Here is a 26,373-nt window from a genome sequence, read left to right as displayed (position 1 = left end):
CGGCGCCGACCGGCGCCGGGCACGAGCGTGGCCGGCCCCAAGTGGGCAACCGGGGCCGGCCACCGTCCTCACCAGAGAGAACCCCACCATCATGCCATTCGGCCCCCAACCCATCCCGAGTCCCGCACCGGAGCCTCACCCCGGAGACCTCGTGACCCTCACCGGTAACAGCGCCGTCGACGTCGACCCCTTCGAGACCTACGTGGTCGTCGAGAACTGGCCCCGCCCCGTCCCCGGCCACGTCGCGATCAACGACCCCGAGGACGACGACTGGGCCGCCCTCGTGCCGACCACCGCGATCCGCACCCTCACCCGCCTCACCACGACCGGAACGTGGTCCTGGCCGTCTACCGTGGACGACGGCTCGTGACCCCCACCAGACAAGGACCCCGACCGTGCTGTGCACCAGAGACGAACTCGCCGTGGAGGTGGGCTTGAGCAAGGCCACGCTTTCGAACCTCTGGGCCAAGCGCGAAGAGAACGGACACCCGCCCGCGATCACGACCGACGGTCGGATGCGCTGGGACCTCGCCACCTGGCGCACCTGGCACCGGGACCTGCAATCCCGACGCGCCACCGCCACCACGACCCGGGACCCCGACTTCACCGGCGACCCCGAAGAGACCGTCGGGCCCGCCGAGGCCGCGAAGGTCTGCGGGTTCGCGGACACCTCCGTCATCTCCGGGTACATGAAGAACCCGCCCGCCGGATGGCCCGAGCCCGACGACTGGGACGTCCTCCCCACCCGCCGCCGGCCCCGGTGGAAACGCGCGACCCTGTGGAACTACGTCCGCAACCGGGCGCCCCGCGGCCAAGCCGCTGGTCGCCCGGCCGGCCGCAGCGGGGGACAGGCGTACCCGTACCAGGGGGACCCCCGGCTCACCCTGGCTCGCCAGGTACTCGCCGAGCACCCCGGCGCCCGGAATTCCGAGCTGATCCCCCTGCTCGCCGAACGCTCTGAGAAGCCGTACTCCCGCCCCACGTGGAACAACATCCTCAAGTCCGCCCGCGACAACGAGGAGACCCCGTGACCCTGTGCCGCCGCTGCGGCGTCCGTCCGCTGGGCACCCACCCGGCCACGTCCCGGCTCACGGCCGACAGGGACGTCCCGATCTGCACCGCGTGCGGGGCGGACGAGGCCGACCGCGAAGAAGCCGGCTTGGCCCCGCTCCCCTTCGACCAGTGGAACGCCGCGTCCATCTGAACCCGAACACGGGGTTGTCCCGCACCACGTTGGTGGTGCGGGACAACCCCGTATTCGAGCCCGTTGCACGACGGGTTTCACCACGCAGGAACGTGCCCTTCGCCCTGGCACATTTCGCACATCTCGTCCGTGGCGGGGTGGTGACCGGTTCCATCGCAGTCTGGGCAAACCTGCATGTCAGATGGGTTTTTCGTCATGCACCGAGGTTCTCGGGAAGGACCGGAGAAACCAGGCCGACAAAATCGGGGATCTTTCTTGTTCGGCGCCGGATCCTGACTCACCCGCCCGGGGGCCTGCCATGGTGGGTACGTGCCGATGCAGACGATGGTGAGTGGAGTCCGGTTAGCGATCACAGGGCGAGGCGTAGACCTCCGTGGGCTCTACGGCTGGCCGGGGTGGATGGTGCAGGTCGATATCGACTGGAGGACTTGGACGGCCGGGGAACTCCGCGACATCCCGCCACCCGGCACCCGGCGGAACGCCCGTCGGCCCAGCGGCGACGCCGAATTGGTTCAGCGCATCAGAGCGACGGCGGAAGCCGTCCACGAAGCACCCCGAAGCATGGTCTGGGTTCTCTCCCTGGCCCTCCCCTCACCACACGGGAAGAAGCAGAACAGCGTATTGCTGCGGGCCAGGACGATCGCGACCATGTACCGAGCAGCCCAAGGACGCGGTCTCGTGCCCAAGCGAGTCATCGCCGAGGTCTACGGCATCCCGCTGGACGGCGCCCAGCGCTCACGAAAGCTCGAACGGTGGATCGAGCAGGCCCGAAAAACGATCGACCCCGATACGGGCAAGCCGTGTTTGCCCCCGTACGTGGCAGAGCGGGACGCCCCGCGGCAGTGGCCCATCGGCAAGGACCATCCGCTTGCCCCGCGTCGCGCCCGGCCGTTGCGCCCGGAACCGGTCCGAGAAGGGCTTCATGCCGGCCGCACCTTGGCGTTGAGCGTCGCACGGTTGCCGCCTCCGGCGTGGGCGTTGCGCGAGGCCGAGGCGCTTGGCGGCCGACTGATCGGAACGGACCTCGTGGTGACGGGTTCATGGTCCGACGGAGACGCCTTGCCTCCACTTCCGCTGCTCAAGGAGGTCCCGCCCGGCGAAGTGCCCAGGCGGATCATGACCCTCAAGAAGGAACTGGAGCAGACCTACCCCGGAGCGAAGGTCACCGCGACGATTCCCCTGCAAGCCATGGGCAATTCCGACAGCCCTGTGTCCGTTTCCAAGTGACCTTGCGTGGGTGGCCCCGGCGACCTGGGAGATGAAGGAATGCCCGGGATGGTCGTCGGCGTGGGAGGGCAGGTTGACCCTGCATTTCGCGGGTGGTGGGGGAACGCGTGGTGCTGTTCGCCAACGTGTCGGCCAACCTCGCGGCGCTGGCCGGGTGGCAGCGCCGCGAGGTCGGTCAGTTGGTGGTCTTGGCGGGGGTCGCGTGGCGGGCGGTCTTGACCGCCGAGATCAGCAGGATCACCGCGAGCACCGGGATCAGGACGGTGTTCGGGACGGTGCCCAAGAGGAGCCCGCCGAGGAGGGCGCCGGTGACGGAGCCGGCGGCGAGGACGAGGGTGAAGCGGAGATTGGCGCGCAGGACGGTGAAGCTGCCGTCGCGGCTGTAGCGGGCGAACGCGACGAGCATGGTGGGCAGGGACACCACCAGGGACAGGCTTCCGGCGATCTTGATGTCGACGCCGTAGAGCAGCACGATCGTGGGGATGAGGAGTTCGCCGCCGGCGACGCCCATGATCGCGGCGACCACACCGATGCCGAACCCGGCGACGACGCCGAGGATCGCGAGGAGCGGTCCGGACAGGCCAAGGCCGCCGAGGTCGGCGGTGTGGGTGTAGACGAGGGCGGCGGCCATGGCCACCATCAGGACCGCGAGGACCTTGTAGAGGGTGCTGGTCCGCATCTTCACCGCCCACGAGGCCCCGGCCCAGGCTCCGAGCAGGCTTCCGGCGAGCAGGTTGACCGCGACGGTCCAGTGCGGGGCGAGGTCGGTGAAGGAGACCGCCGCCAGGCGCGCGGGCAGCGCGGTCATGACGACGATCAGGCTCATCGCCTTGTTCAGGATGACCGCCGACAGGGCCGCGAACCCGAACACGCTGATCAGCAACGGCAAGCGGAACTCAGCCCCGCCGAGGCCGATCATGCCGCCCAGCACTCCGACCGCGGCCCCACAGGCGAACGTCACGGGCATCGAACGCACGGCGGCGCCTGGCAGGGCGTCGGATTTGGTGCTCAACGAACGAACCTCTTCTTCGTGCGGGCGCGAAGGCGCGCCACGTCGCCGACCAGCATCACCCGCCAACCTCCACACTCCCAGACCCACGGTCCCGGATCTCACCTTCCTCCGAGCCCTGCTCTGTTTGCTGAGCCGATCCGCCGAACCGGGCCTTCCGCCGACTCCTCGATGCAAGGTCAAACTGATCACCGCAAGAACACGTGCAGTTTGGAGCTGCCAGAGTCGATCGGGACGAGACGAGACACCCTCTCTGACCTGCGAATATTTCATATTTTGATCGGAGAGGACCAAGGTATCGTCACTCCGTGACGATACGTGGGCCTTTGGCCAACGACTCCAAGCGGGACCGGCAGGAGGCGAACGGCCGATGGGGTGGGTCACCGTCATCGGCCCCAGTGACAGTCAGGTGGACTACCGCCTCACCGGCGGCCACGGCTGCACCACCACCGCCGAACTCGACGCCCGCCCCCTGATCGAAGCCGTCGAAGCCGCCGCCGAAGCGGCTGGCACCACCGTCTCCGCCCTCATCCAGAACCCCGACGCCCGCCGCGCCTACTTCCGCGCCCGCACCCACGCGCGCGGCGGCGAGACCGCCACGTTCGCCGATGCCGCCGCCGTCGAGATCTCCTTGGCCGCCGGGTTGGACCCCACCCGGATCTACCCGAAGACGAAGCTCCGTGCGACCCTCCCCGACCGCCAGATCGACTACCACGTCGACGCGTCCGAACGCCCCCTTGTGTGGATCGGCAAGGGCCTCACCGAGCACGGCATCACCCCCGGCAGCCCCCTCACCCCCGACCAACACCTTGCCGCCCGCCGGCTGATGCGCGGCGAGGACCCGAACAGCGGCCGCGTGCTGGTCGAGCCCAAGTTGGCCGTCGCGCCCGCCGCGAAACTCCCCGCTGCACCCCTCCTTCAGGCCATCCGCCGCACCGCCGTAGAACGCGGCATCGCCCCCGCGGCCCTCTTCGACTCCAAGCGGAAACGCGACGCCTACGGACGGATGGACCGGCAGGTTCACCGGCGTGGTGAAACCCACCGAGTCCCCGCCTCAACCGCGTTCAAGCTCGCCCAAGCCGCCGGCGTCGACGCCGGCGCGCTCTACGGCGAAGACCGACTCGCCCAGGCGCTCACCATCGAGAACGGCGGCCACCTCAGTGGACGCGCCCTCGTGCGCGTGCTCGAACAACGAGCCCGGGACACCGGCCGGCACCCCACCGAGAACGTCAAGAAGTCCGCCGCCCGCCGGCTCACGCAGCTCGCCGCCGAGACCAGCCGGCGACGTGTCGACCTCCCCGTTCCCGTCCGGGACGCCGTCGCCTTGGCCGTCGCCGCCGGGCTCACCCCCGAAGAGGTCTGGGACCCCGAAGAGATCAAGGCCGCCCAGCGCGAAGGCCGCGTCGAGGTCGGCAACCGAGGCGCCGACGTCACCCTTGACCTGCCCAAATCCCAATCCGTTCTCCTCGCCTACGCGTCCGTCGAGGCTGCTGCCGAGGTCGAGGCGATCTACACCGGCGCGGGCCACGAAGCCGTCGCGGCACTGGAGAAATGGACCGCGTACGCCATGCGCGGCCACCACGGCGACGGCGAGGAAGCCGAGGTCATCGAGACCAGCGGGTTCGCCGGATGGCTGATGATCCACCGAGCCGCCCGCCCGGTCGAAGGGGCCCGGGTCGGGGACCCCCACTTCCACCTGCACTTCAACATCGCGAACATGGTCAAGGGCGTCGACGGCAAGTGGTCGACCACCGCGTCCGGCGGCCGGGACCTGCACCGCCACGCCCGCGCCACCCAGGCCCTCATGTCCGCGAGGATCCGCCGCGACCTCACCGACCGGTACGGCGTCGCCTTCACCCGCGACCCCAACACCGCTGCGTGGGAGATCAGCGCCATCCCCGAGGCCACCCGCCGCCTGTTCAGCAAGCGCGACGGACAGGTCCGGCAGCTCTTCGAAGCCCTCGGAATCGACTACGACACCGCTTCTCACCAGCAGCGCGCTGCCCTCTCCGCCCGCTCCAAGGAGGCCAAGAACCCCGACACCGCCGGCATCAGCGACGATGCCCTCCGTGCGCACTGGCAGGCCGAAGGCCGTGCCGCCGGCGACGACCCCACCGCCCTGGCCGCCGCCGCGCTCACCCCCGGTGGCCCCGGCCAGAACCCCGACGTCGCCGAACTTTGCCGGACGATCTTCGACCCCAAAACCGGGCTCACCTCCCACAGCAAGGAGTTCAGCCACGCCGCCGCGCTCGCCGCTGTGCTGGACGCCCTCCCCTACGGCATCGGCACCGCCGACGAAGCCGAACAGCTCACCACCGCCGTCCTGAAACACGCCGGCTTCGCCGTCAAGCTGAACCCCCGCGGCCCCCAGCACTACAAGCACGCCGACCGCTACACCACTGCCGACGTCGTGGCCGCCGAGACCACGATCATGACGGAGGCCACCCGTCGACTCGGCGAACAAGCCGCCGTCGTCCCGGCCGACGTCGTCACCTTCACCCTCTCCGCCGCCGAGGTCCAACAGGGCTTCGCCTTCAGCGACGAACAGCGCGCCGTCCTCCACCGACTCCTCACCGGCGGACACGGCGTTGATGCCCTGCTCGGCATCGCCGGAGCCGGCAAGACCACGATCATGTCGGCCGCGCGCCAGGCGTGGGAGGCGCAGGGGTACGTGGTCGCGGGCGCCAGCACCGCCGCCATTGCGGCGGCCAATCTCCAAGCCGAAGCCGGCGTCGCCTCCCGCACCGTCGCATCCTGGCTCACCGGCATCCGAGCCGGAGGCAAGGGCCTCACCGGCGTGGACATCCTGATCGTGGATGAGGCCGCGATGTGCGACGACCGCGACGTTGCCGAACTGCTGGCGCACGCAGCCCGTACGGGCACGAAGATCGTCGGCGTCGGAGACCCGAAACAACTCCACTCCCCGGGCATCGGCGGCAGCTTCGCCGCCGTCCACCACACCGTCGGCGGCCTCAGCCTTACCGAGAACTTCCGCCAGAAGGACCCCGTCGAACGCCAGGCCCTCGCCCTGTGGCGCAAGGAGAACCGGACCGGAGCACTCCGGACCCTCGCCGCCACCGGACGCGTCCACGCCGGCGCCGATCACCACGAGGTCCTCGCCGCGATGCTCACCCAGTGGGCTGAACGACGCGAAGCGCACACCGACGACCACACCGCCGTCCGGCAACTCCTCATGCTCGCCTCCACCAACGCGGTCGTCGACGAACTCAACGCCGGAGCCCGCGCCACCCGGAAGACCACCGGCGCACTCTCAGGTCCCGAACACCTCTATGCCCTCCCCGACGGCGGCGAACTCGCCCTCATCGTCGGAGACCAAGTACTCATCCGCCGCAACGACTACCGGTCCCGGGTCGGCAGCGGCCACGCCGACGTCCTCAACGGCACCCGGGGCATCGTCCGAGCCATCGACTCCGACCGGCGCGCCCTCGTGGAGTGGCAGACCGCCACCCCGGACGGCTCCACCCTCACCGCCGAGTGGCTCACCCCCGAGTACATCTCCGAAGGCGGCCTCAGCCACGGCTACGCCATCACCGGCCACAAGAGCCAGGGCCTCACCGTCCAAGACGTCCTCGTGTACGGCCCCGGAGCCCAGTCGAACGCCCTCTACACGATGCTCAGCAGGCAGAAGGGCGAAGTCCACCTCCACCTCCCGCTCGACTGCTACGAGACCGACGCCGACCGTGCCCGCGGCGGGGTCCCTGCCACCGATCAGGAACGCGTGGATCGTGCCGTCTCCGGACTCCTCCGAGAGATCGAGGCCGGTCAGGACGAGGCACTCGTCCTGACCGAGCTGCCCGCCCACCGGGTCCCCGAGCACCTTCGGGGCATCGTCGCAGCCCTTCCGGAACGCCCGACCCGAACCCCCGAATTTGACGAAGACGAGCCGGGTCCCGAAGGCCCGACGCCACTGCCCGACAGCACGAGGTACACCCACTTGACCGACACCGAGGTGCAGACCGCACTCCGCCACGCCATCACGGCCCAGCAGGCCGCCGACCGTGCCGCTGCCGAAGCCGCCCAGGCCGCCGAACGTGCCGAGGTCGAAGCCGCCACCGGCACCGGCCCCGCCGTCCGGGCCTTGGCCGAGGAAGCGGCCTTGGCCGACGAACGCGCGCAGGCTGTAGCCGACTACCGGAAGACGGCCGAAGCCCTCTCCCAGACCGAGGACCGCCATCGAGCCGCGAGCGACCGCCTGACGAACATCGACACGGCCTTGGCCGAGACCGGCGGACTGTTCGGCCGGTCAACCTTGAGGGGACAGGCGCGCACCGAAGCGCAAGCCGATCGCGCGACCCTCACCACCGAGGCCGAAGCGCTGACGGCCCGGATCGCTGCACTGCAACGGCGCAAGACCGAACTGCTCGCCACCACTGGCCCCGAGCACGAGCACCCCGAAGTCTTGGCCACCGCCGCTGAACACCGTGAGCACGCGGACGAACGCACGGCCGCCGCGCGCCAACAGGACGTCGGTCGCGCCGGCGCGCTCCGCAGCGAGGCCGACGACGCCGCCGTGCACGCGACGCAGGCCGGGCGCCGGGTGGTGGACCTCAAGGCTGATGCCGACCGACGCCCCAGCTCTCCGGCATATGGCGATCCCGGGCCGAGCAGTCGAGGGGCCTCCGCCCCTCCAGACCGCTCCGTTGCCGTTCCAGACGACTCCTGGGATGTCACCGTGCCGCAGGACCCTGCCCCACCGTCTCTGTGACGGGGAGGCGGGGCCGGGTGAGGTCCTCGCCGAGAACCACGTGGCGGGCGGTCGCCGCGAGGTCGCTCTGTACCGCGTACGGCACTCCCAGCCGGTTCCAGTGGAACAGGATGTGGTGGGCGAGGACCGCGCGGAGCCCGCGTGTCATCTGCCCTGAGCGGCTCAAGGCGCCGAGACGTTCGCCGGCGGCACGGAACCCGGTCAGCCACGTGGCCGCCGTGGCGAGTGATCCTTCCGCGACCATCGGGCTTCCGGCGCTACTGTCCACGGTCATCAGCCGCCGGAGCGCCGCTTCGATCCTGGGCACGGCGGTCGGCCGGGTGCCGTCGTCGGCGAGTCGTGCGTCAGCCAGCCGGGCCCAGACATCGCCCTGTTCCGCCCACTCTTGGCCCGCAGCGCGCATGAGGGCTGTGGCGAGGAGGACGGACAGCTCGCGTCTGTGATCTTGAGGTGCCGCGCCGGCGTGGCCGGGTGGGCGAACGTGCGCGAGGACGTGTCGACTGTCATGGTGGAACAGCCTGTGGGTGATGTCCAGCGCGGCCGTGCCACCGAAGGCGTGGGTCTCCGGTTCGTAGATCGGGCGGGCACATCCGGTCAGGTGGCCTTGTCCGCAGAGGGCTTGGAAGAGGGCTTCCAGAGCGGTCACCGCCTGAGCTTCACGGTGCGGAGCCGGCAGGATCCGCAGTCGCCACGTCGGGTGTTTGCGCACGAAGAACCAGGCGGTGACCGTTCCGGCCTGTTCCTGGTTGGCGAGGTGCGGAGCGAGATGGAGGGCCGCGACCTGTTCGGCGGAGCCCCACGCGGTGAAGGTGATGTCGAACTGCTGCCAGGGGGATTCGGCGGAGTGCACGGTGTTCCCTTCTGTGGAGCTGCTAGTTCACGAGGAGGCAGGTGTCCCACGCGGTCGTCGGAGGGAGGCCGGTGTCCTGCACGTCGAGCGCCAGCACCGAGCCCGTACCGCCTTCGAGGAAGCCGGGCCCCGCGGCCGTCCTGCACGACGCCCGCAGCTCCGGAAGGAGACCGGCGATGGTGGAGCCGGGGGCGTCGAGGGACATGCGCCAGGCCGTGTGAAGGAGCCCGGTCGTCCCGTGGCAGAGGCTGTGATCGGTGATCGCGCCCCGCTGAACGGGGTCGATCAGCGCGCCGACGAGAGCGCCTTCGGCCATGGCCTGGCGCGTCGGATCGGTCAGCGCGAGGGCCGCGAGCTGCTGGGCGCGGGCCAACCCAGGAGTTCCGTAGCACCACGAGGGGCGGCCGGGCCTCTCGGCTCGTGGCCGGCCGGTCCCGTGCTCGTGAAGGGTGATCCACTCCGGCCACCAAGGGCCGGTGGGGCTTGGTTGACACCAGACGTCGAACCATCGGCAGATGGTTCGGATCGCGTCGAGGTGCCCCGGAACCACTACTCCCCGCCGCGCGGTGATGGCCAACAGGGCGAGCGGGCCGCCGACACCGTGGGCCATCCCGAAGTTGCCGTGGCCTCCCGGGAACTCTGCGGACGGACTGTCCGACGGATCGTTCGCCGTCCACCACCCAGGGAGGCCGGCGACGGGTTCGGTGAGCCGGACGAGGTAGCCGAGCACCTCGCGGAGGAGATCGTGCTGCGCGGTACCTCCGGTCAGCAATCCGGCCCCGAGCCCGGTCAGGCCGTAGATCAGATCGAACTCACCGAGGCGAGGCCGGCGGCCGGCGTCGATGCGGGAGTGCGCCGCGTCCAACCGGCGCCGGGTGATCGCGACGGTCGCGGTATCGAGCCGTGCGAGGGCTCGTGCGTACCTGCCGGGCTCATCGGCTGCGGCAGCCCGGACCACGAAGGCCAACGCGGGGGCGCCGAAGTACAGGCCGGCACTGTCCGCCCCGCTGATGACGTCGGTCGCGGCTTTGGCGAGCCAGGCTTGGGCTGTTGGCCATCCGCCACGTCCTCCACGTGCCCGTTCGACGTGAAGGAGGGCGACGCCGGCGGCACCCTGGGCGAGGGATTGGCCCCATCCCGGCCGCAACGGTGTGGTGGGGAGGTCGGTGATCATTGGACGTTCCTCCGCTTGAGACATGCGATGGACACGGCACGGGCGACGCGGTGAGCCTGCGTCTCCACGTCGGGCGCGACGCCGAACAGGCGCACGCAGTGCAGGTGCAGGAGGGAGGACAGCACGGCGTCCGGATCCGGGCCGCCTGTGGTCCGGAGGTGCTCGCGGTAGCCGCGAACGGCGTGCTGCCGGTGGGCCCACGCTTCCGCGATGGCCGGATCGGCCCCCACGCGTTCCGTGATTCGGAGAGCCCCTTGGAGGGCTTCCCGGTCGAGCTGGTGACCGTCGCCGTACGGGACCCGAGCCGCGAGCCAAGGGGCAGCGATCTCGAAGCCGCCCAGGAACGAGGCGGCCAGGTCGAGGAGCGAGGCCGCTCCCACCGCGACCCGTGAGGGTCGGGTCCGTTCGATCAGAGCGGCCGAGGTGTCGGCGGCGAAGACCTCCTCCACCGCGTCCATGACGGGGCCCGACCCGTACCGTGCGGTCTCCGGTCGGTAGGTGACCAGGCTCAGGTCCGAGACCAGGCCCCCGGCCATCAAGGTGTTCGCCCAGGCGTTCAGTGCGTCCGCGGCTGTGCCCCAACTGCCGTTCGTGATCCGCAGCCGGAGGAGGAGGTGGGGTGCGGGATCCGCGTACGGCAGGAGCCACCACACGGGAGCCTGTGTGCCCAGAGCTCGGATCAGCAGGGGAAGGCGGTCGAGGACGGCTTGTTCGTCGGCTTGGCGGACACCGATCCGGGCCGACAGCCAGAACCCTGCCCCTGGCGGGTGGACGCGTCCTTCGTGGAGGGCCTGGCGCTGGACCGCCGGGGGTGTCCACGGTGACGCCACGGTGGTGGACAGCGGCACGGTGACCTCGTGGGCGCGTCCGCCGGCCCATCCCCAGTCCTTCGCCGTGGGGGCCTCCACCAGCGATACCGAGGAGTTCTTGGCCAGCTCGTCACGGAGAACCGACCGGTGCGAGGCGACGTCCAGGTTGAGCCGGAGCCTGGTGTCCGACTCACCCACCGAGACCACCGCCGGCACGAAGTGCGTGGCCCGCCACAGGGCAAGGGCACGGTCCCACGCGGCGACGTCGCCCGGTGCCGGGAGGTCCGAGGAGGGCAGGTTCCACCGGGCCTGAGCGAGCACGGTCCGGCCGACCCGGATCCGAGGGAGGAACGGCAGCGAGGACGCGGCCCCCCAGTAGAACTGCATGAAGGCGGTGGCACGAGCCCGCGGGAGTTCGCACAGGAACCGCACCAGGCCCGGCACGTGGTCGCGGAAGCTGACCGCGTTCGCGGCGAACGGCTCCACCACGTCGCCGGTGGGCAGGTGCACGAGGTAGAGGTGTCGGGAGTCCGCGCCCACCGCGAGGTCGGTCACCGAGAGGGCCGGGCCGTTGGCCGGATACTCGCCCACGGACAGCACCGGCGCCAGCCGGGGCGCGCGGGCGACGTTCGCCGTGCGCCGGTAGCTGGGGGGTGCGGACACCTGCACGGCTCTGGCGCCGGGGGTCATCGTCGGAAGGCCCTCGTAGACCTTGCGCATCCGGTCCTGATCGACGGGATCCAGCAGAGGGAGGAAGCGGCCCATGGTCGTGGAGGCCGCGCGGGAGGCTCCGACGACCACCAGGCGGAAGTCACCGGCGTCCACGTCGTCCCGGGTCGGCGCCTGGAGGTGGAAGCGCAGCTCGGCGTGGGGGTAGGGCTGGACCGGTACGTCGACGCCGGCCAACCGGTCGATGTCCGACGGCGTCAGGTGGATCTCGGTGCGGCCTTCGAGCGCGGCCCGCTGCGCGAGGGCGATCAGGTCGGCGTCCCGCCGGGTGAAGACGGTCGGGCCGGTGGGCCGGGTCGATCCGCGATACCGAGCCGGAAGCCCCAGGCCCCGGACCGGATCGGTCAGGTCGAGGACGGGCACGAGCGCACCGGGACCGTACCGGTCGAGGAAGGCCCCGTGGTACTCCGCCCAGGCGGGGAAACCATGGGGCGCGGGGGACAACCGGGTCATGGCCGATGCCGCCCGTTCGGCCTCTTCGAGCACCCCGACGGGCAAGGTCAGGTCCGCGTCCAACGCGAGGTTGACGACCAACGCGGGCGTCTCGCCCGGCTGTCCGAGGCGCTCCAACACCTTCACGGCGCGGCCCCGCGCCGCCGGCGTTCCAGCCCGCGCGAGCGTGGCACCGGCCGCGCGGACCCGGGCCGCGTGGTCGGTGAGACCGGCACGCCCCAGGACACCGGCCAAGTGACCCAGCGGGTCAGTCGCCGACATCGGCGGTTCGAGGGCCGACAGGAGAAACCGCCGGTTCACCAGATCGGTCACAGCAGCCCGTATGCGTTCGTCCGGGACCGCAGGGTGATCCACTGCGAGCTTCTCCACCAGGTCGCCGAAGGCGATCGGCGCGTGCGCCCCGGCCAGCGCGGCGAGGACGGCCGGCGTGCTCCGGACGAGCACCTCCGCAGGTTCCCCCGCACTCTGAGCCGCAGGAGGGAGGACCAGCCGTTCACCACGGTCACGGCAGAGCGGATTGGCCACCACCACCATGCGGTCGAGGACCATCGGATCAGCGGTCAGCACGGCGACGGCACGAGCCACCCACTCACCATCCGGCCCTACGACCACGTGGTGATCCGACCCCCACCGGAAGGCTGTGCTTTCCCCGACGGATACGGCCGCAACGCCGGCGAATTGCCCGAACGGCGTCGCCCGCCCCGTCCCGCGCAGCACGTACTTCCCCACCGAGCCGGCTATTTTCCGGAGGCGCCGGCCCGAGTGGCGTCCTTCAAGAGCCTGCGAGACCTGCGTGGCCAGCACCGGGGAGGCCACCGTGACGGCCTCTGCGAACGACGGCACGGCCCAGACCTGCCCCAACCACGTACGCACGGAGGCCGCGCCGACAGCCGTTGAGGTGTCCACGGCCGGCAGGTCGGGCAGCTCCGTTTCGGTGTGTACGGCCGCCCGCACCAGCACGGCGTTCATCGCCTTGTACATCCGACATCACCCCTTCCACATGGGAGAGCCGGTGCCAGGCCCCGAAGGACCCGGCACCGGCTCACGTCAACGGCGACCGACGTCCGGTCAGACCGCGCCGCCGGACGCGCAGGCGTTCGGGCAGGTCGAGCCGCACCCGTCGTCCGTGTTGCGGAACAGCGCGGACGTCACCGCTCCGTCCGCGACGACCTGCACGTCGAGGGTCCAGCCGTCGTCCGCCTTGGGCGCCACGGTGTTCTCGAACCGGTCCATGGGGAACTCCTCTTCTCGTTGTAGTGGTGCTCTGGCGTGCCTGACTGCGGACCGCGCGAAGGCGCGATCAGGGCCAGGAGATCGTGAGGCGGGTGTGCCGCTTGTCGATGACGCGGCCCTCGGGGAGCCGCTCGTCCGGGGTGCCCGCCGGGAAGATGTCGAACTTCGGGCCGTCGCCCTGGCGCTGCTCCGCGTCCCAGCTCACGACCGCCCCCGCGAAGGTGCCGGCGAGCTGCTCCGCGTCCGCGCCGTGGGCGTAGACACCGAACTCGTATCCCGCGTCGACCGCGCGCAAGGTGAGGTAGGCGAACGACCCCCGGTGCACGGCGGCGGATCCACCCCAGGGCAGGGCGGGCTTCACCACTCCCCGGTCCACGGCGGTCTTCTCCGAGGCGAGGCGGCAGTACCCGGGGAGGAGGGTCGCCAGCCACATTTCGAGGTCTTCGAACGGCTCCCCGCCGGCGACAGTGACGCCCGTCCACTCCTCGTGTCGGATCTGCTCCACGGCCGTGGCCAGGGACTCCGTGTCCACCCCGAGGTCGGCGGACTCGTCGATCCGAAGTGCCACCTCTGTCCCGTGCAGCAACACGCGCCGCTCGTCGTGGCCCCCGTCCCCCTGCATCGGAACGAATCCGCACTGCCGCGCGGAGACCGCGCTCAACCGGCCGTCCCGGTGTTCCAGGGCCAGCGACCGGGTGAGCCCGCGCATCCGGAGCGGCGTCACGAGGCGTCCGTCCCCGTCCATCTGCGCCACCAGTTCGCGCGGTACGTCCCAGGCGCCGGCCGTGACCACGATCCGGTCGTACGGGGCGAAGTCGTGTGCCCCGTACTCGCCGTCGGACAGGACCACGCGCACGTCCTTGACGCCGGCCGCGGCCAAGCAGGACTCGGCACGGTCCGTGACGTCGGCGTCGATGTCGACGGAGGTGACCGAACCTTCCTCCCCGACGAGGTGGCGCAGGAGGTGTGCCTGATACCCGCCCGAGCCGATCTCCAGCACGCTCATGCCCGGACGCACATCGAGCTGGGTGAGCTGCTGCGCGACCATGGAGGGCTGGGACACGGAGCTGATCGACCCGCCGTCCTTGTTGCGCTTCGTGACCACGGCCGTGTTCGCGTAGGCCCGCTCCAGCGACTCGCCGGGCAAGTACAGGTGGCGCGGCACCGCGAGGAACGCGACGTGCACCGTGCTCCCCTCGGTGAGGTCCCCGGCCTTGACCAGGGCTTCCACCAGTTCGAGGCGGAGGGTCGTGGCCCTGTCCTCGGTCGTGTCCGTCATGTCGTTCCCTGTGGATCGTGCTTCACCCGGGCCTCGTTCGGCCCGAGTCGGTCTGTTGCACACCGTTTCCGGTGACGGTCCTCTACCACTCGTCGGTGACCGTCCGGACCCGGCGCCTCCGGGCAGCCGGGGCCGGACGGGACTGGAGGGGGACGCGTCGCAGATCCGCGAACCGCGCCAGATGCTCCGTGGCCTTCGCCAAGAGCAGCAGCGTGGCCTTCGGGTCTCCGCCGTGGACGCCGAGGATCCGGCGGGCCCCGTTCACCGTGGCGCCGACGATGTCCTTCACCCGCGACTCGGGCAGCAGCACCGCGTACTCCGCCGCCGGTTCGATCAGCCGCACGATGTGCTCGCGGAGCTGCACTCGGACCCGCGCCGCTTCGTCCCCGGACGGGTTGCAGCGCGCCAGCAACAAGGCGATCTCCACTACCCCGGCCACGGCGCGCGCCTCCGACGGAGTGGTCGTTCGAGTCAAGGAGGGAAGCGGAACACTGCCCTCACGAGGTGGTGCAGGGTGGTGCACGAGGACGCTCACGGTCCGCTCCCTTCCGCCTGCTGCCGGCGACCCGGTGTGCGGATAAGTAACGCGCTTCGAGGCCCCCTTGGAAATGACAAAGCGGTCCGCTGCTGCTCGCGTGACCACTGACAAAAAGTCCCGAGCTCCGCTACCCGCGCCCCCGGAAGCCGCCCTACCGTGACGTCATGGTGCGTACGCCGAACCGGCTGTTAACCGAGTGGATGCGGGAGAACGGGCACACTGCGAGATCACTGGTCGAGGAGCTGAACCGGGCCCTCGGTCGGGAGTTCGGAGACCCGGACTGTGTCAGCACGAGGACCGTCTACCGCTGGACGTCCGGGCAGACCAAGAGTCCCCAGAGCGAACAGTGGGACGCGTTGGAGGCCCTCACGGGCCTGCCACCGACCGCGTTGGGCTTCAAACGGCGTGCCGCACCAGCACCGCCATCAGCACGTCAGGAGGCAAAATTGCTCCGCCGCACCTTCGGCTCTCGGGCCGTCGGGGTGTCGATCGCACTGGTCGCCGGCACCGCCGCAGCCCGCCCCACCGTCGGACACTCCGACGTGGATCGCCTGAACACCCAACTCCGTGATCTCTGGCTCGATGACGACAAGAACGGTGGAGGCCCCGTACTGGAGAGCCGGGCCACCGGACTTGCCGCACGCGCGCTCGAACTCCAACAGCACGGATCGGCCAGTCAGACCGTCCGGGCCCGCCTCTACTCCGTCGCCGCCTCGTTCACCGGAATCGCGGTCTTCGCGGCCATCGACTCCCGCCGCTTCAAGGCCGCCCAGGGCTACCTTGAACAGGGCACCTACCTCGCCGGCCTGTCCCGGGACGGGCAGGTGCAGCACGAGATGTGGCGCCACGCGTCGATGCTCGCCGCGCAACGAGGCCGCTACGCCGATGAACTCGCCGCCGCCGAAGCCTGCGCGAGCACCCGGGCCCACCGCACCGATCCGTTCTACGCCGCGCTCACCCACGCCCGCATCGCCCTGGCCGCCGCCAACCTGCACGAGAAGGGACGCGCGCAGCGGGCCATGGATCGCGCCCAGGAGTCCTACCGACGAGCCGAAGCCGGAGCGGACCGCCCGCCCTCCGTCGCCTTCTTCACCCGCGGCGAGCTGCACGGCCTGACCGGCATCACCCACTACCGACTCGGTGACGGAGCCACCGCCGAGGCATCGGCGCACCGCTGCCTGTCAGGGCTGCGGGAAGACCAGGTCAGGAACCGGGCGTACTACCTCTCCCAGATCGCCCTGGCCCAAGTCGCACAAGGCGAGATCGAGCAGGCCGTCAGCACCGCGAGGCGGGTCACGGCCCCCAACGCCTCTCCCACGAGCCGGGTCACACACCTGCTCGGCAACTTCACGTCCGCCCTCCAGCAGGCCGCGCCCACTGCCTCAGTCACCCGGCAGTGGACCGATCACGTCCGCACGTCCTGATCCCGACAGGAGACCCATGACCACGTCCGCCATCACCCTCCACCGCTACGGCGTCGACCAGCTGTCCGCGATCCGGCCAACGCTCGTGAGCCTGTATGCCGAGGTCTACGAGAAGGAGATCGGGGAGGACCCGTTCTTCAGCGTCGACCGGTTCGAAGGGCGGTTGACCGGCCACGCGTCGCGGCCGTCGTGGGAAGCCGTGGTGGCGTACGACGGGGGAGAGGCCGCCGGCTACGCCTACGCCGCCACCCTCCCGCCGGCGACCGGGTGGTGGGCACACATGTTGAGCCCCCTGCCCGAGGCGGAGATCACCGAGGACGGGAGCCGCACCCTGGCCCTGTTCGAGATCATGGTGCGCACGCCGTGGCGGGGGACGGGCCTGGCGGAGCAGATCCACGAAGAGCTGCTCGCCGGCCGGTCCGAGGAGCGGGTCACGTTGCTGGTCGAGCCGGAACACCCGAAGGTGAAGGCCCTGTACGAACGGTGGGGGTACGAGCACATCGGCGACCAGCAGCCGTTCCCGGACGCGCCGATCTACGCGACGATGCTCCGCCGCCTGTGAAGGGTGCCGCACCTCCGGGCCCCGCAGAGAGCGGCGCGAGGACCCGGAGGTGCGGATGGTGTCAGAACCGTTCGGCCAGTTCGGCGCCCGGTTCGGCGGGTGGCTCCGGGTCCTTCGGAGCCACCCGGTCAGCGACGACCCGCCGCAGCTTTCGGACCTTCGGGCCCCAGAAAGCGACGGTCAGCTGTCCGATGCGCTGCACTATCGGCGGGCCGAGGACGGCGATGGCGAGGCCGATGAGCGAAGCTTCGTACGGGCCTTCCGACGCGTACTCGATGATCGAGTTGATCGACTGCACTGCTTCTCCGTGAAGATGACTGGGCACCATTGCCCGGTCCGGAGATCAGGCAGCCAGCGCCCATTGGGTTTGAGGCGGCGGAGAGAGGTGCGGCAGCACAGGGCCCCGGGGCGTGCGCGGAGCGGCTAGGCGTAGGACTCCGCAAGGCGCTTGGGGAACACGGGGGACAGATCGAGTAAACGGCCATCCACAGGTGGACCGATGGTCGTCAAGTAGCAGTCGCAGGGCGACTACGACGGCCTTGATGATCCTGGCTGCGCTTCTGTGGTCTGAACTGAGGTGTGGTGTACGGGTGTTCTGCCACGCTGCGCTCTTGGGAAGTTCAATGTTCTCTTCGCGTGACCCGCAGGTGTAGAGCTGGAACTCGCGAATCACCTGTTCTTTGGGCGTGAGGTGACCGTAGTTGGAAGGGCTGTCGATCGATTCGAGGAAGAGCAGATCCGCCAACAAGGAATGTCGGTCGATCTTGGGTGAGGGGGAAAGTAAGGTCACAACTTCGTGCTCATACCTCAGGTCACTGATACGCCAGCTGACGCGGCGGCTATCAACTCCCGCGATGTGCACGGCTTGATGCCAAGGCCGATGGAGAGCAGTCCGCAGGGGCACGGCCATGTAGCGTCCGACGCGAGGCCCGAACTGGGCTAGCGCCATGCTCGGGGGGACGACCTGCTCCATACCGTCGAACTCTAGTGGTGCCAACAGCCTGGCGCACGTAAATCATCGTTTCATGTCCGGACGGCATCTTCTGTCGAGTGAGTCCTTGGCGTGCCCCACGCAGCCATAACGACCCTTGCGGGCCGATGTTCATGCTGCCCCGCCCGGCAGTCGTTGCCTGATCGCCCGAGGGCCGTGTTCCAGCGGGTGAGCGCGCGTTCGTAGCGTTCGTGCCAGACGACGGCCGATCCGGCCGGTTCGCGTGCGAGGTCCAGGCGGGCGAAGGCGAGGCCCGCGAGGTCGAGGGCGAGCCCGGGGTGTTGGGCCCAGCACGGTGGGATGACCTGCTCGGGTTGCCAGGCGTACGCGTGGTTCAGCCACCGTGCCACCCCGTCGAGCCACTCCAGGACGCCTGCCCGCGCGCTGGCCGGCAGGCCACCGAACTCCCACGGCGGGCTCCCCACTCCCTCCTTCGTGGCCAGCTTCACCAGGTACTCCGCGACTACGACCGGAAGGTCCGGCAGCGCGGGGAAGACGTCCTCGCTCATGCCGCCCCACGCCCCCGACCGGCCTTCCAGGCCGCAGCGTGGGCCGCTGCTGCCCGGCGTCGAACAGCGTCCGTTCGGGCGCGAACGGTGTCGTTGGCCGCGCGGAGCACGGTGATCTCCTTCTCGATGGCCGGCCAGGTCTCCCAGGTCCACATCCCTTCGATCTTGGTGATGATCGGGGGGAGGTTCCCGGCGAGCACGAGCGCGCGGCCGGTGGCGAGGCCCTTGATTTCGTCCGGCCGCAGCACCGGTTCCCAGACCGTCTGCCGGCTCACCGAGTCCCCGCCCTGGCCTCCACCCTTCGTCCGGGACGTGCGGACCCGCTCCACCTGGCCGCACAGGTCGCTGATCTCTCGGAGCCAACCGGGGTCCTTCGCGCCGCCGAGGACGAGCACGATGTTCGTGAACGCGGCCAGCTCCGCGGCCGTGTCCGGACCGAACCGGGCCACGGCGCTCGCCCAGGCTTGCAGCCCGTACACGATGGTGATCCCGCGCCCGCGCCCGTCCGCGACCCGTTGCCGCAACGAGGGGATCGGGGCGATGTTCGCGACCTCATCCAGCGCGCCGAGCAACGGCGGGTCGAGCCGGCCCGCCGGGGAGAGCAGGGCACACCCTTCGGCCGCGTCGAAGATGTCCTCGGTGATGGCTGTGGTCAACGGCGTGATCGAGTCGACCTCGCTGTCCTTGCCGAGGATGTAGATCGTGCCGCCCGCCGCCAGCAGCGCGGCGAGGTCTGTCGGCGGGCCGCCGTCGCCTTCCAGCGCGGCGACGACGTCCGCGTGCATCAGCGGCTCAAGGGCCGCGTCGAGGGTCGCCGCCATGTTGCCCACGGTCCGGCTATCGCCGCTCGTGGCCGTGCGGAGGACCTCCGCCCACCCCGGGCCGGCGCCCGGGTGGGTGGCCAGGATGCTCACCGGAACCGGGTCGGTGAGCTTCCGAGCCCACCGCAGCACCGTCCCCAGCGGCGTGCGGTCGAGGGCCGCCGCGTGCAGGAAGCAGGCGAGCACCTTGGCTGCCTGGCCCCGGTAGAAGGCCCCGCCCTCGGACGAGGCCCCGACGGAGCCCGGCGTGCGGGACCCGGCCACGAGTGCCTTCGCACGGGCCAGAGCAATCCGTGTGTCGGCCGCCCCCGTGATCGGCGACCACCTCAGCCGAGGCAGGGATGGAGCGATGCCCTGCGGGTCGAACGCGACGACCGGCCGGTCATCGGCCCGGCGCGCGTCCAAGGTCAGCTCCACCAGGTCCGGCTTCGTGCTGGTTGCGACGACCGGTCCCGGCCACCGTCGGATCAACGGGCCGAAGACCCGCATCGTCTTTCCGCTGCCCATCGGGCCGATCACCCGCGCCGACTGATCGGCCCGTGCCCAGACCGGCCCGGCCTTCGGCCGGACAGCTCGTCCCAGCTCGTACCCGTAGTCGTACGGGTCGATGACGGTACGCACGATCACACCTCTCGCCGCGCGTCGACGGCCTTGTTCAGCGACACCGGGGTGGTGGCGTCGACAGGATCTTTCTCGTCCGTGTGCAGGGACGGGCGGATCTCCTTCGCCCGCCCGAGGGCCCGCACTGACAGCTCGCGGCGCACCACCGCGCGCGGCGCGAAGCCCGCGTCGCGCCGGCCCCGTGCCGTCGAAACGGCGACGGCAACCATGGCGAGCCCGACCACCGCCACGACCACGTAGAGCACGGTCTGTAGCCCGGAGCTGATCAGCCCGTCCACCGGAACCTCCTCACGATGAGCCCCGCGAAGAACCGGAACCGGCGCACGACCAGCGCCGCGACGGAGGCGTTCACCGGCCGCATCACGCCGCCTCCGCCTCACTGCCGGACTCGTCCGCCATCGAGCCCGAGCTGAAACAGAGATGCTGCTCCGCTTCGGTGAGAAGGTGCTGCACCGAGGCGTAGATGACCTCTGCCACCCGCCACAGCGCGACCCCCCGACGTAGCCGGGTGATGTGTTCCGCCGTCCACGCCGGCAGCCCGAGCCGCGCCACGGTCTCCGCGGCCTCCGCCGCTTTCATCGAGTACACGACGACCGTGTCCGCCATCTTGAGCGCGGCTTGTGTCTCCGGAGAGTCATCGATGTCGCTCAGGTGGTGGACGATGAAGATGCAGCTCAAGCCGAGTCCACGCGCGAACTTCAAGAACTTTTCGAGCAGGGCCGCGAGCTGCGGGGTGCCGAGGATGTGCCACGCCTCTTCGCACACCAGGATCTTCTTCTGCTGGACGTAGCGGGTGCAGCCCGTAGCCGCGCACCCGCCCAAGGCCCAGGCGCCGGACGCCGAGTCCACCACGGTCCGGTCGTGTTCGGCGGGGGAGGCCCCGCACTCGCACTGCGGGCGAAGCCAGATCTCTTCCAACCACACCGCGATCACCGCGACGAGGATGGTCATGGCGACGCCGCCCGACGGGACCTTCGTGAGGTCGAAGACCACCATCGACGCGTCGAGGTCCAGGGACAGGCTCGTGGGCTGATCCAGCATCCCGGTCAGGTCCCCGGCCGTGTCCCCGTCGCCGCACAGCCGGTCGAGGACGAACGAGGCTTCGAGGCCGGCTTCGAGCACCTCTTCCCGGGTCTGCATCTTCGCTGCCGCGTCCGCCTCTTCCGGCGACCGCAGCGCGGCGGACACGTCGGACAGCACGGGAACCCGCCCCGCGGCCGTGGCCCGCTCGTGCGCCCGCTGGATCGCGACCCGGAGCGCCGACCCGGCGAACTCGTCCAGGGGCCGGTTTAGGCCGAGTTCCACTATGGTCCGGATCAGCTCCGCCCGGCGGGTGCCGGACAGGGCCGGGTCCATGGGGTTGATGCACGAACTCTCGCCGTGCCCGCCCGGGGTGAACTTCACCGGCGCGTGCCCGGTGATCGCGCGCCCCAGCGCCGCCCACTCCCCTTCTTGCCGCTCCGTCTGTTCCTTCGTGTCGAGGACGACCACCTTCCGGCCCTGCCGGATCTGCCGCGCCGTGTACGTCTTCGTGAGGGCTGACTTGCCCCGGCCAGTGTCCCCCAAGACGATCATGTTCGCGCCGGGGAGACCGTCACCGAACGCCGCGAACGGGCAGTACACCAGGGCCTTCCCGCTGTACAGCTCGCGTCCGATGATGACGCCGCCGGAGCCCAACGTGGGCGGGCTGATTGGCAGGTAGAGAGCCTGTGTCGTGGTGGTGTCGGAGTGCAGCGGCCGGCGAGCGGTCGCGTGGAACGGCGAGAGGAAGGGCAGGTCGAGGCTCACAGGATGCCCCCGGCGAACGGCAGGGTGCAGGCGATGGCCCGTGCGTGTTCGAGGTCGAGCCACTCGATTCGCAGGTGCGCGGACCGCGCTCGTGACGCGGCCGTGCGCTTCGTGCGCTCCAGTTCATCCGCACTCCGTGCCGACACCGTGATGTACCCGACGACCGAGGAACCGGCCGCGCCCGACTGTGCCAGGGCCATGCCCCGGGACCCGGTGGCGTTCGCCGCCAGCACGTCACGCGGGTCGACGTTCTTGCCCCGCGCCTGCGCCCGCAGAAGCTCAGCCTGGTTGTTCGTGTCCTCGCTCAGCATCCTCTCCACCGCCTGATCGTTGGGTTCGAGGTCCTGCGTGATGGCGAGGGTCCGGATCACGTCCGGCATCCCGATCAGGAGCGGGCTCAGAAAATCAGGGCCGACCGGGGTCCCCGGCCAGGACCGGACGGCCGCCGTCGCGTGGTACCAGGAGGTGACGCTGTCGGCCGCCCTGGCGGCCACGTACCGGCCGTCGCGCACGTCGATCTGTCGCGGCCAAGCGTGCGACACAGGCAGGTCCTCGTCCCATATCGCGTGGTCGGGGTCGAACGAATTGCGGATCAGGGCCGTCAGCTTCGGGACGCTGAGGGGAGCGATCACCGTCAGCTCCGCGTCCTCGCAGCGGGCCCACAGCTCTTCCAGGCAGGTTGCCATGACCGCCGCCACACCTTCGTCGCCAGTGCCGCGAGAAGAAGCGTCCGCCGCAAGGTCGCGGGTGAAGCGCGCGTGCACCGTGATGTAGTACCTGTGCTCTTCCGCGCTGGTGGACACAGCCGTGGCGAGGGTCTCGTACGACTCCTTCAACCAGGCCGGGACGTCGGCCGTCGCAGCCGTGGCGTCGCGCTCCGCCACCCACGCCTGATGCGCGTGCGGGTCGGATTTCATCTGCCGCGCGAGGACCTGAACACGCTTGATGGGGTGCTGCTCCGAGTTCCCGAACGCGTCCAAAAGTTCGCCGAAACGCGCCACCGTCACGGCCTGTTCGGACGGGTCCTTGCCACCGAGACCGGGTGAGGAGACCTCCAAGGTCCCGGTGATGCAGCCGGCCGCCGGCTGCATCACGACCACGGCGTCTTGGCCACGAACGACGACGGGTAGCCAGGTCATCCCGGCGATCCCTTCCGGCCCCTCCAACGCCGAGTCCGGCGGGAATCCCCCGACCGGTGTTCCACGTTCCACCGCCGGGTTCGTCCAGACGCCGCCCGTCCGGGCGAGTGCCTGCCGGTGGTACCGAGCGATCCTCCACCACCGGTAGATCGTCCGACGCTGTTCTGTTCCTCGCGGCCGGTACGGCATGAAGACGACGAGCACCGCCACCACGATGGGCAGGGCCAACACCACCCCGGCCGCCGCCGCACTCATGGAGCTCACAGCGAAACTGCCGAGAATCCCGATCGAAGCGCCCGCCCCAAGAACGATCTGCTCGCCTAGGTCGCGGCGTCCGACCAGGCCCGTCGGCCTGTGCTTGCCGAACTGATACGTGCGCATGGGTCAGCTGTCCTTCGAGGAAGAGGTGGGGGGTGTGGCCGATGGCCGGGACGAAGCCGGCGGAGCTGTGGTTGGCGCCGGGCGTTGCGCCGCCGGCCCCAGCGGGGACGGTCCCGCCGAGGTGGGGGCGCTGCCCGACCCCGACGAGGGGGATGGGCCCCCAGGAGTCGGGAGGACGACCGTCGAGGTCGCTCCGGCCCCCGTCCGAGCGGTAGCCGGTGGGGTCGGGGGCGCGCCGGCGGGCGGTTTCGCGGAGCCGCCCGGTGCCGAAACCACGGCCCCGGAACCGCCGGGTACCGCCGGCTTCGCCGTCGCCGGCGGGGTGGGACGTGAACCGCTCGGGGAGCTGCCCGCGCGGGGAGACGCGGCGGACGGAGCAGAGGCCGGAGGCCGTGTTGTCGCTGGGGCGCCACCTGCGTTGGGCGTCCCACCGCCCTTCGAGGCGCCGCCCTGGCCGGACGTATCCGGACTGGCGCCGGGACTGGACATGGCCTTGTTCTTGCTCCAGTCGACCCCGGCCTTCGCAGCCTTCGCGGCGGCGACCGCCGCCGCACCCGGACCGGTGGCCGCGGCCTTCGCGCCGGTGCTCGCCGCCTTCCCGCCGCCGACCACGGCCTTCTGCATGTAGGACGTGGCCAGGCTGTTCGCCGTGCTCGCCGGGCCCGGAACCGCACCCGCCGGCCCCGAGGACGCAGCCGACTTCCGCGCGTGGTGCAGGGCGGCCATGTCGTCCCCGAACGTCGGGACCCACTTGTAGACGCTCGCCGAGGCGAACACCGTCAGCAGCAGGATCAACGCCCCCACCAGGATCTGAGACGCCGGGTCCTTGCTTGTCGCCGAGTCGCTGAGGACCGCGCCGCCGAGGCCGAGCAGTGCCACCAGTACCGGCTTCGTGAGCGCGAGGCCCACCACCGCGCCGACCCACTTCCGGGTCTTGGGCCATAGGTCCTTGTCCACGAGCCCGGCGGTCACCATCGGCGCGAGCGCCACGGCGACGTAGATGGCGGCGCCCCGGATGAGCATCTCCACCCACATCAGGAGGCCGCCGAGCAGCATGACCAAGTTGACGACGAGGAGCTGTGCGTTCCCGTTCCCGGGGTCCACCGCGATGTGCTTCAGCAGGGCTTCCAGGAAGGGCTTGAAGTTCTCCACCGCGTACGGCTGGAACACCTTTGTTACCTCGTCCACGCCGGCCAGGAACAGCCCGACCACGGCCGGAGCCAAGGCGCTGACGACGACTGAGAGGAGGAGGAATCCCACGGCCTCACCCAGCGCCGTCCCGAGCGCGACGCCCCGGACCGCTCGCTTGGCCACCCCGATCAACCAGAGCGCCACGGTGATCAAGCCGGAGGCCGCGAAGATGATCGCGTAGTGCTTGGTGAACTCCGACCCACCCAGATTGATCTTGCTGGTGTTCTGGATCATGTCCAGGAGTTCCTTCAAGAACCAGATGTTGGCCTCGCCGATCTTCTGGAGGATGAACCCGAACGGGTCCGTCGCGAAGTCGATCGCGGTACCGATCTCACACACCAACGGGATGTGGCAGAAGGGATTGGCGACCGCCTTCGGGACCAGCAGGAAGGACACCGCGATCACCGTGGAGGCCACAGTCCACAGACGCCGTCCCCGACTGATGGTCGGCCGGGGACGCGCCGTCCCCGCGCCGCCGTCACGAGGTCGCCGGAGCATGGTCGACACCTCCCACGGCAGCGAACGCCGATGCCGGGACGACGGCCGTCGCCGTGGCCGGAGTCGGCACCAGGGGTTCCGAGGCCCGCAGGTTCGTGACCCTCCACGAACCCCGTTCCCAGACCAGGTCCACGGCCATCCGGAGGTAGGACACCTGGGGCCGCATACGTTCGGTGTCACCCGCGACGCCGCCCACGCTCGCCGTCCACAGTTCGACGGCGGCGGCCGACGGCGAGTAGGAGACCATCCGGGTCGAGAGCACCGCCGTCCGCGTGATCAACAGGCCGCCGTCCGCCGTCCGGCCGTCCTCGCCGAGACCCCGGTTCGTCACCACCAGGTCGGCCGTCCGGTCCGCGTCGGACCGAGCCGTGGGGAGCGCGCCGGCCGAGGTGATCGCGGTCAGCATCCGGTGACGCCACTGCGCCGACGCGTAGAACCGCGGATCCCCGTAGAACTGTGCGGCCGTCGTGGCCGCAGCCCGCGCGCCGGCGTCGGTCCGGTCGTACGGCGCGGGGACGCCGTCCGCATCGGCCGTGCCGGCCGCGATCGGGTCCGCCGCGTCCGCCGAGACCCGGTCGAAGTCCGCCGGGGCGTTCGTGGCCTGCCGCACGTCGGCCGAGGGCACCAACCCGCCGTCGTCGGAGATCGACGCCACCTTCCAATCGGCCCGTTCCCAACGGAGTCCGACCGTCACCGACCGGAACGCCGAGGCCGGGACGGTCCGACCGGTGGTGTGCCCGGCGACCGTCGTCACCCACAAGCGGACCGTCGCCGTCTCCGAAGTGACCCCCAGCAGCTCGGACGACAGCACGCCCGTGCGCGCGAACAGCGAGGACGGGTCACCACCGGCCGTGTCGATCGCACGAAGACGCGTTCCCGCCTCAGCCGCGTGCCGCTGGAGCATCTCCTTCCCGCTGTCCGCCGTCATCACCGCGACCGAGCGGGCCCGGCCCGTGCTGGTGACCATCGCCGGGCTGTTCAGCACGGTCACGTAGTTGGCCGCAGCCGCGCGGGCCCCCGGGCCGGTGTGCGGGTGACCGACGGGGACACCGTCCTTGACCCGGCCCCTGGCCACGGGCGAGGTCGAGGTGGGGCCGGCCGACGGGGACGTGGTCGACGCCGGGGCCGGGGGGTCCGTCAGCATCGTCACGGCGACCCCGCAGATTGTCAGCACGGAGACGCCGGCCACCACGATGCCCAGTACCCGGGACGCCCGG

General features: G+C 70.5%; 22 protein-coding genes. 7 read left to right on the top strand and 15 right to left on the bottom strand.

From position 1 onward, the window contains the following. The first annotated feature begins 91 nt into the window (after window positions 1–91). The 4 genes from ACN20G_RS11875 (at window position 92) to ACN20G_RS11860 (ending at window position 2,431) form a co-directional block, all read left to right on the top strand. Window positions 92–370 carry a DUF6211 family protein gene (locus ACN20G_RS11875; protein WP_424212712.1) on the top strand — a complete coding sequence of 93 codons (279 nt, stop codon included), beginning with the start codon at window positions 92–94 and terminating at the stop codon, window positions 368–370. 25 nt (window positions 371–395) lie between these two features. Beyond that, complete coding sequence (locus ACN20G_RS11870) at window positions 396–1,031, top strand: hypothetical protein (protein ID WP_424212711.1); 636 nt, start codon at window positions 396–398, stop codon at window positions 1,029–1,031. Continuing rightward, the gene (locus tag ACN20G_RS11865; protein ID WP_424212710.1) at window positions 1,028–1,204 is read left to right on the top strand and encodes a hypothetical protein; all 177 of its coding nucleotides are present in this window, start codon (window positions 1,028–1,030) and stop codon (window positions 1,202–1,204) included. Before ACN20G_RS11870 ends, ACN20G_RS11865 begins: the two co-directional genes overlap by 4 nt. A 309-nt stretch (window positions 1,205–1,513) precedes the next feature. Further along, window positions 1,514–2,431 carry a hypothetical protein gene (locus ACN20G_RS11860; protein WP_424212709.1) on the top strand — a complete coding sequence of 306 codons (918 nt, stop codon included), beginning with the start codon at window positions 1,514–1,516 and terminating at the stop codon, window positions 2,429–2,431. A gap of 175 nt (window positions 2,432–2,606) precedes the next feature. Here the strand turns inward: ACN20G_RS11860 and ACN20G_RS11855 are convergent, their stop codons facing one another. Beyond that, window positions 2,607–3,443 (bottom strand): sulfite exporter TauE/SafE family protein, encoded by an 837-nt coding sequence (locus ACN20G_RS11855; RefSeq protein WP_424212708.1) that lies wholly within the window; start codon window positions 3,441–3,443, stop codon window positions 2,607–2,609. A gap of 367 nt (window positions 3,444–3,810) precedes the next feature. Between ACN20G_RS11855 and mobF the strand changes: the two genes are divergently transcribed. Continuing rightward, a complete protein-coding gene (mobF, locus tag ACN20G_RS11850; protein WP_424212707.1) occupies window positions 3,811–8,166 on the top strand; it encodes a MobF family relaxase in 4,356 nt (1,451 codons plus the stop codon). Here mobF and ACN20G_RS11845 read toward each other — a convergent pair. The 6 genes from ACN20G_RS11845 to ACN20G_RS11820 all read right to left on the bottom strand — a co-directional run bounded on the left by ACN20G_RS11845 (window position 8,129) and on the right by ACN20G_RS11820 (window position 15,132). Beyond that, complete coding sequence (locus ACN20G_RS11845) at window positions 8,129–9,016, bottom strand: thiopeptide-type bacteriocin biosynthesis protein (protein WP_424212706.1); 888 nt, start codon at window positions 9,014–9,016, stop codon at window positions 8,129–8,131. The two genes, mobF and ACN20G_RS11845, sit on opposite strands and share 38 nt — an antisense overlap. Before the next feature lie 22 nt (window positions 9,017–9,038). Further along, the gene (locus tag ACN20G_RS11840) at window positions 9,039–10,190 is read right to left on the bottom strand and encodes a lanthionine synthetase C family protein (protein WP_424212705.1); all 1,152 of its coding nucleotides are present in this window, start codon (window positions 10,188–10,190) and stop codon (window positions 9,039–9,041) included. After that, window positions 10,187–13,150, bottom strand: a complete 2,964-nt coding sequence (locus ACN20G_RS11835; protein WP_424215481.1) for a lantibiotic dehydratase — start codon at window positions 13,148–13,150, stop codon at window positions 10,187–10,189. Before ACN20G_RS11835 ends, ACN20G_RS11840 begins: the two co-directional genes overlap by 4 nt. 99 nt (window positions 13,151–13,249) lie before the next feature. Next, window positions 13,250–13,414, bottom strand: a complete 165-nt coding sequence (locus ACN20G_RS11830; RefSeq protein WP_424212704.1) for an FxLD family lanthipeptide — start codon at window positions 13,412–13,414, stop codon at window positions 13,250–13,252. 67 nt (window positions 13,415–13,481) lie between these two features. Next, complete coding sequence (gene fxlM / locus ACN20G_RS11825; RefSeq protein ID WP_424212703.1) at window positions 13,482–14,693, bottom strand: methyltransferase, FxLD system; 1,212 nt, start codon at window positions 14,691–14,693, stop codon at window positions 13,482–13,484. An 82-nt stretch (window positions 14,694–14,775) separates the two neighbouring features. Beyond that, a complete protein-coding gene (locus ACN20G_RS11820) occupies window positions 14,776–15,132 on the bottom strand; it encodes a hypothetical protein (RefSeq protein ID WP_424212702.1) in 357 nt (118 codons plus the stop codon). A gap of 263 nt (window positions 15,133–15,395) precedes the next feature. Between ACN20G_RS11820 and ACN20G_RS11815 the strand changes: the two genes are divergently transcribed. Beyond that, complete coding sequence (locus tag ACN20G_RS11815; protein WP_424212701.1) at window positions 15,396–16,655, top strand: Tat pathway signal protein; 1,260 nt, start codon at window positions 15,396–15,398, stop codon at window positions 16,653–16,655. Window positions 16,656–16,671: 16 nt separating this feature from the next. Next, window positions 16,672–17,217, top strand: coding sequence for a GNAT family N-acetyltransferase (locus ACN20G_RS11810; protein ID WP_424212700.1), 546 nt, complete (start codon window positions 16,672–16,674; stop codon window positions 17,215–17,217). Window positions 17,218–17,278: 61 nt separating this feature from the next. Here the strand turns inward: ACN20G_RS11810 and ACN20G_RS11805 are convergent, their stop codons facing one another. The 8 genes from ACN20G_RS11805 to ACN20G_RS11770 all read right to left on the bottom strand — a co-directional run bounded on the left by ACN20G_RS11805 (window position 17,279) and on the right by ACN20G_RS11770 (window position 26,300). Beyond that, on the bottom strand, window positions 17,279–17,515 hold the full coding sequence (locus ACN20G_RS11805) for a hypothetical protein (RefSeq protein WP_424212699.1): 237 nt from the start codon (window positions 17,513–17,515) through the stop codon (window positions 17,279–17,281). A 725-nt stretch (window positions 17,516–18,240) separates the two neighbouring features. Beyond that, window positions 18,241–18,717, bottom strand: a complete 477-nt coding sequence (locus ACN20G_RS11800) for a hypothetical protein (protein WP_424212698.1) — start codon at window positions 18,715–18,717, stop codon at window positions 18,241–18,243. Further along, window positions 18,714–20,159 carry a type IV secretory system conjugative DNA transfer family protein gene (locus ACN20G_RS11795; RefSeq protein ID WP_424212697.1) on the bottom strand — a complete coding sequence of 482 codons (1,446 nt, stop codon included), beginning with the start codon at window positions 20,157–20,159 and terminating at the stop codon, window positions 18,714–18,716. Before ACN20G_RS11795 ends, ACN20G_RS11800 begins: the two co-directional genes overlap by 4 nt. Window positions 20,160–20,161: 2 nt before the next feature. Then, the gene (locus ACN20G_RS11790; RefSeq protein ID WP_424212696.1) at window positions 20,162–20,437 is read right to left on the bottom strand and encodes a hypothetical protein; all 276 of its coding nucleotides are present in this window, start codon (window positions 20,435–20,437) and stop codon (window positions 20,162–20,164) included. 82 nt (window positions 20,438–20,519) lie between these two features. Then, complete coding sequence (locus tag ACN20G_RS11785; protein WP_424212695.1) at window positions 20,520–21,947, bottom strand: ATP/GTP-binding protein; 1,428 nt, start codon at window positions 21,945–21,947, stop codon at window positions 20,520–20,522. After that, window positions 21,944–23,467 (bottom strand): SCO6880 family protein, encoded by a 1,524-nt coding sequence (locus ACN20G_RS11780; RefSeq protein WP_424212694.1) that lies wholly within the window; start codon window positions 23,465–23,467, stop codon window positions 21,944–21,946. The genes ACN20G_RS11785 and ACN20G_RS11780 overlap by 4 nt, the downstream gene beginning before the upstream one ends. Window positions 23,468–23,470: 3 nt before the next feature. After that, window positions 23,471–25,054 carry a hypothetical protein gene (locus ACN20G_RS11775; RefSeq protein WP_424212693.1) on the bottom strand — a complete coding sequence of 528 codons (1,584 nt, stop codon included), beginning with the start codon at window positions 25,052–25,054 and terminating at the stop codon, window positions 23,471–23,473. Between the two features lie 82 nt (window positions 25,055–25,136). Next, window positions 25,137–26,300, bottom strand: a complete 1,164-nt coding sequence (locus tag ACN20G_RS11770) for a hypothetical protein (RefSeq protein WP_424215480.1) — start codon at window positions 26,298–26,300, stop codon at window positions 25,137–25,139. Window positions 26,301–26,373 lie beyond the last annotated feature (73 nt).

Origin of the sequence: Streptomyces dryopteridis (assembly GCF_049606955.1) — a bacterium.
In the GTDB taxonomy this organism is placed as follows: Bacteria; Actinomycetota; Actinomycetes; order Streptomycetales; family Streptomycetaceae; genus Streptomyces.
This window is presented reverse-complemented; position numbering and strand designations above follow the sequence as displayed.

Excerpts from the sequence above, each read along its gene's own strand:
- ACN20G_RS11815 (WP_424212701.1), top strand. The coding sequence starts at position 15,396 with ATGGTGCGTACGCCGAACCGGCTGTTAACCGAGTGGATGCGGGAGAAC.
- ACN20G_RS11840 (WP_424212705.1), bottom strand. The coding sequence starts at position 10,190 with ATGATCACCGACCTCCCCACCACACCGTTGCGGCCGGGATGGGGCCAA.
- fxlM (WP_424212703.1), bottom strand. The coding sequence starts at position 14,693 with ATGACGGACACGACCGAGGACAGGGCCACGACCCTCCGCCTCGAACTG.
- ACN20G_RS11800 (WP_424212698.1), bottom strand. The coding sequence starts at position 18,717 with ATGAGCGAGGACGTCTTCCCCGCGCTGCCGGACCTTCCGGTCGTAGTC.
- ACN20G_RS11830 (WP_424212704.1), bottom strand. The coding sequence starts at position 13,414 with ATGGACCGGTTCGAGAACACCGTGGCGCCCAAGGCGGACGACGGCTGG.
- ACN20G_RS11875 (WP_424212712.1), top strand. The coding sequence starts at position 92 with ATGCCATTCGGCCCCCAACCCATCCCGAGTCCCGCACCGGAGCCTCAC.
- ACN20G_RS11770 (WP_424215480.1), bottom strand. The coding sequence starts at position 26,300 with ATGCTGACGGACCCCCCGGCCCCGGCGTCGACCACGTCCCCGTCGGCC.
- ACN20G_RS11780 (WP_424212694.1), bottom strand. The coding sequence starts at position 23,467 with ATGCGCACGTATCAGTTCGGCAAGCACAGGCCGACGGGCCTGGTCGGA.
- ACN20G_RS11835 (WP_424215481.1), bottom strand. The coding sequence starts at position 13,150 with ATGAACGCCGTGCTGGTGCGGGCGGCCGTACACACCGAAACGGAGCTG.
- mobF (WP_424212707.1), top strand. The coding sequence starts at position 3,811 with ATGGGGTGGGTCACCGTCATCGGCCCCAGTGACAGTCAGGTGGACTAC.
- ACN20G_RS11810 (WP_424212700.1), top strand. The coding sequence starts at position 16,672 with ATGACCACGTCCGCCATCACCCTCCACCGCTACGGCGTCGACCAGCTG.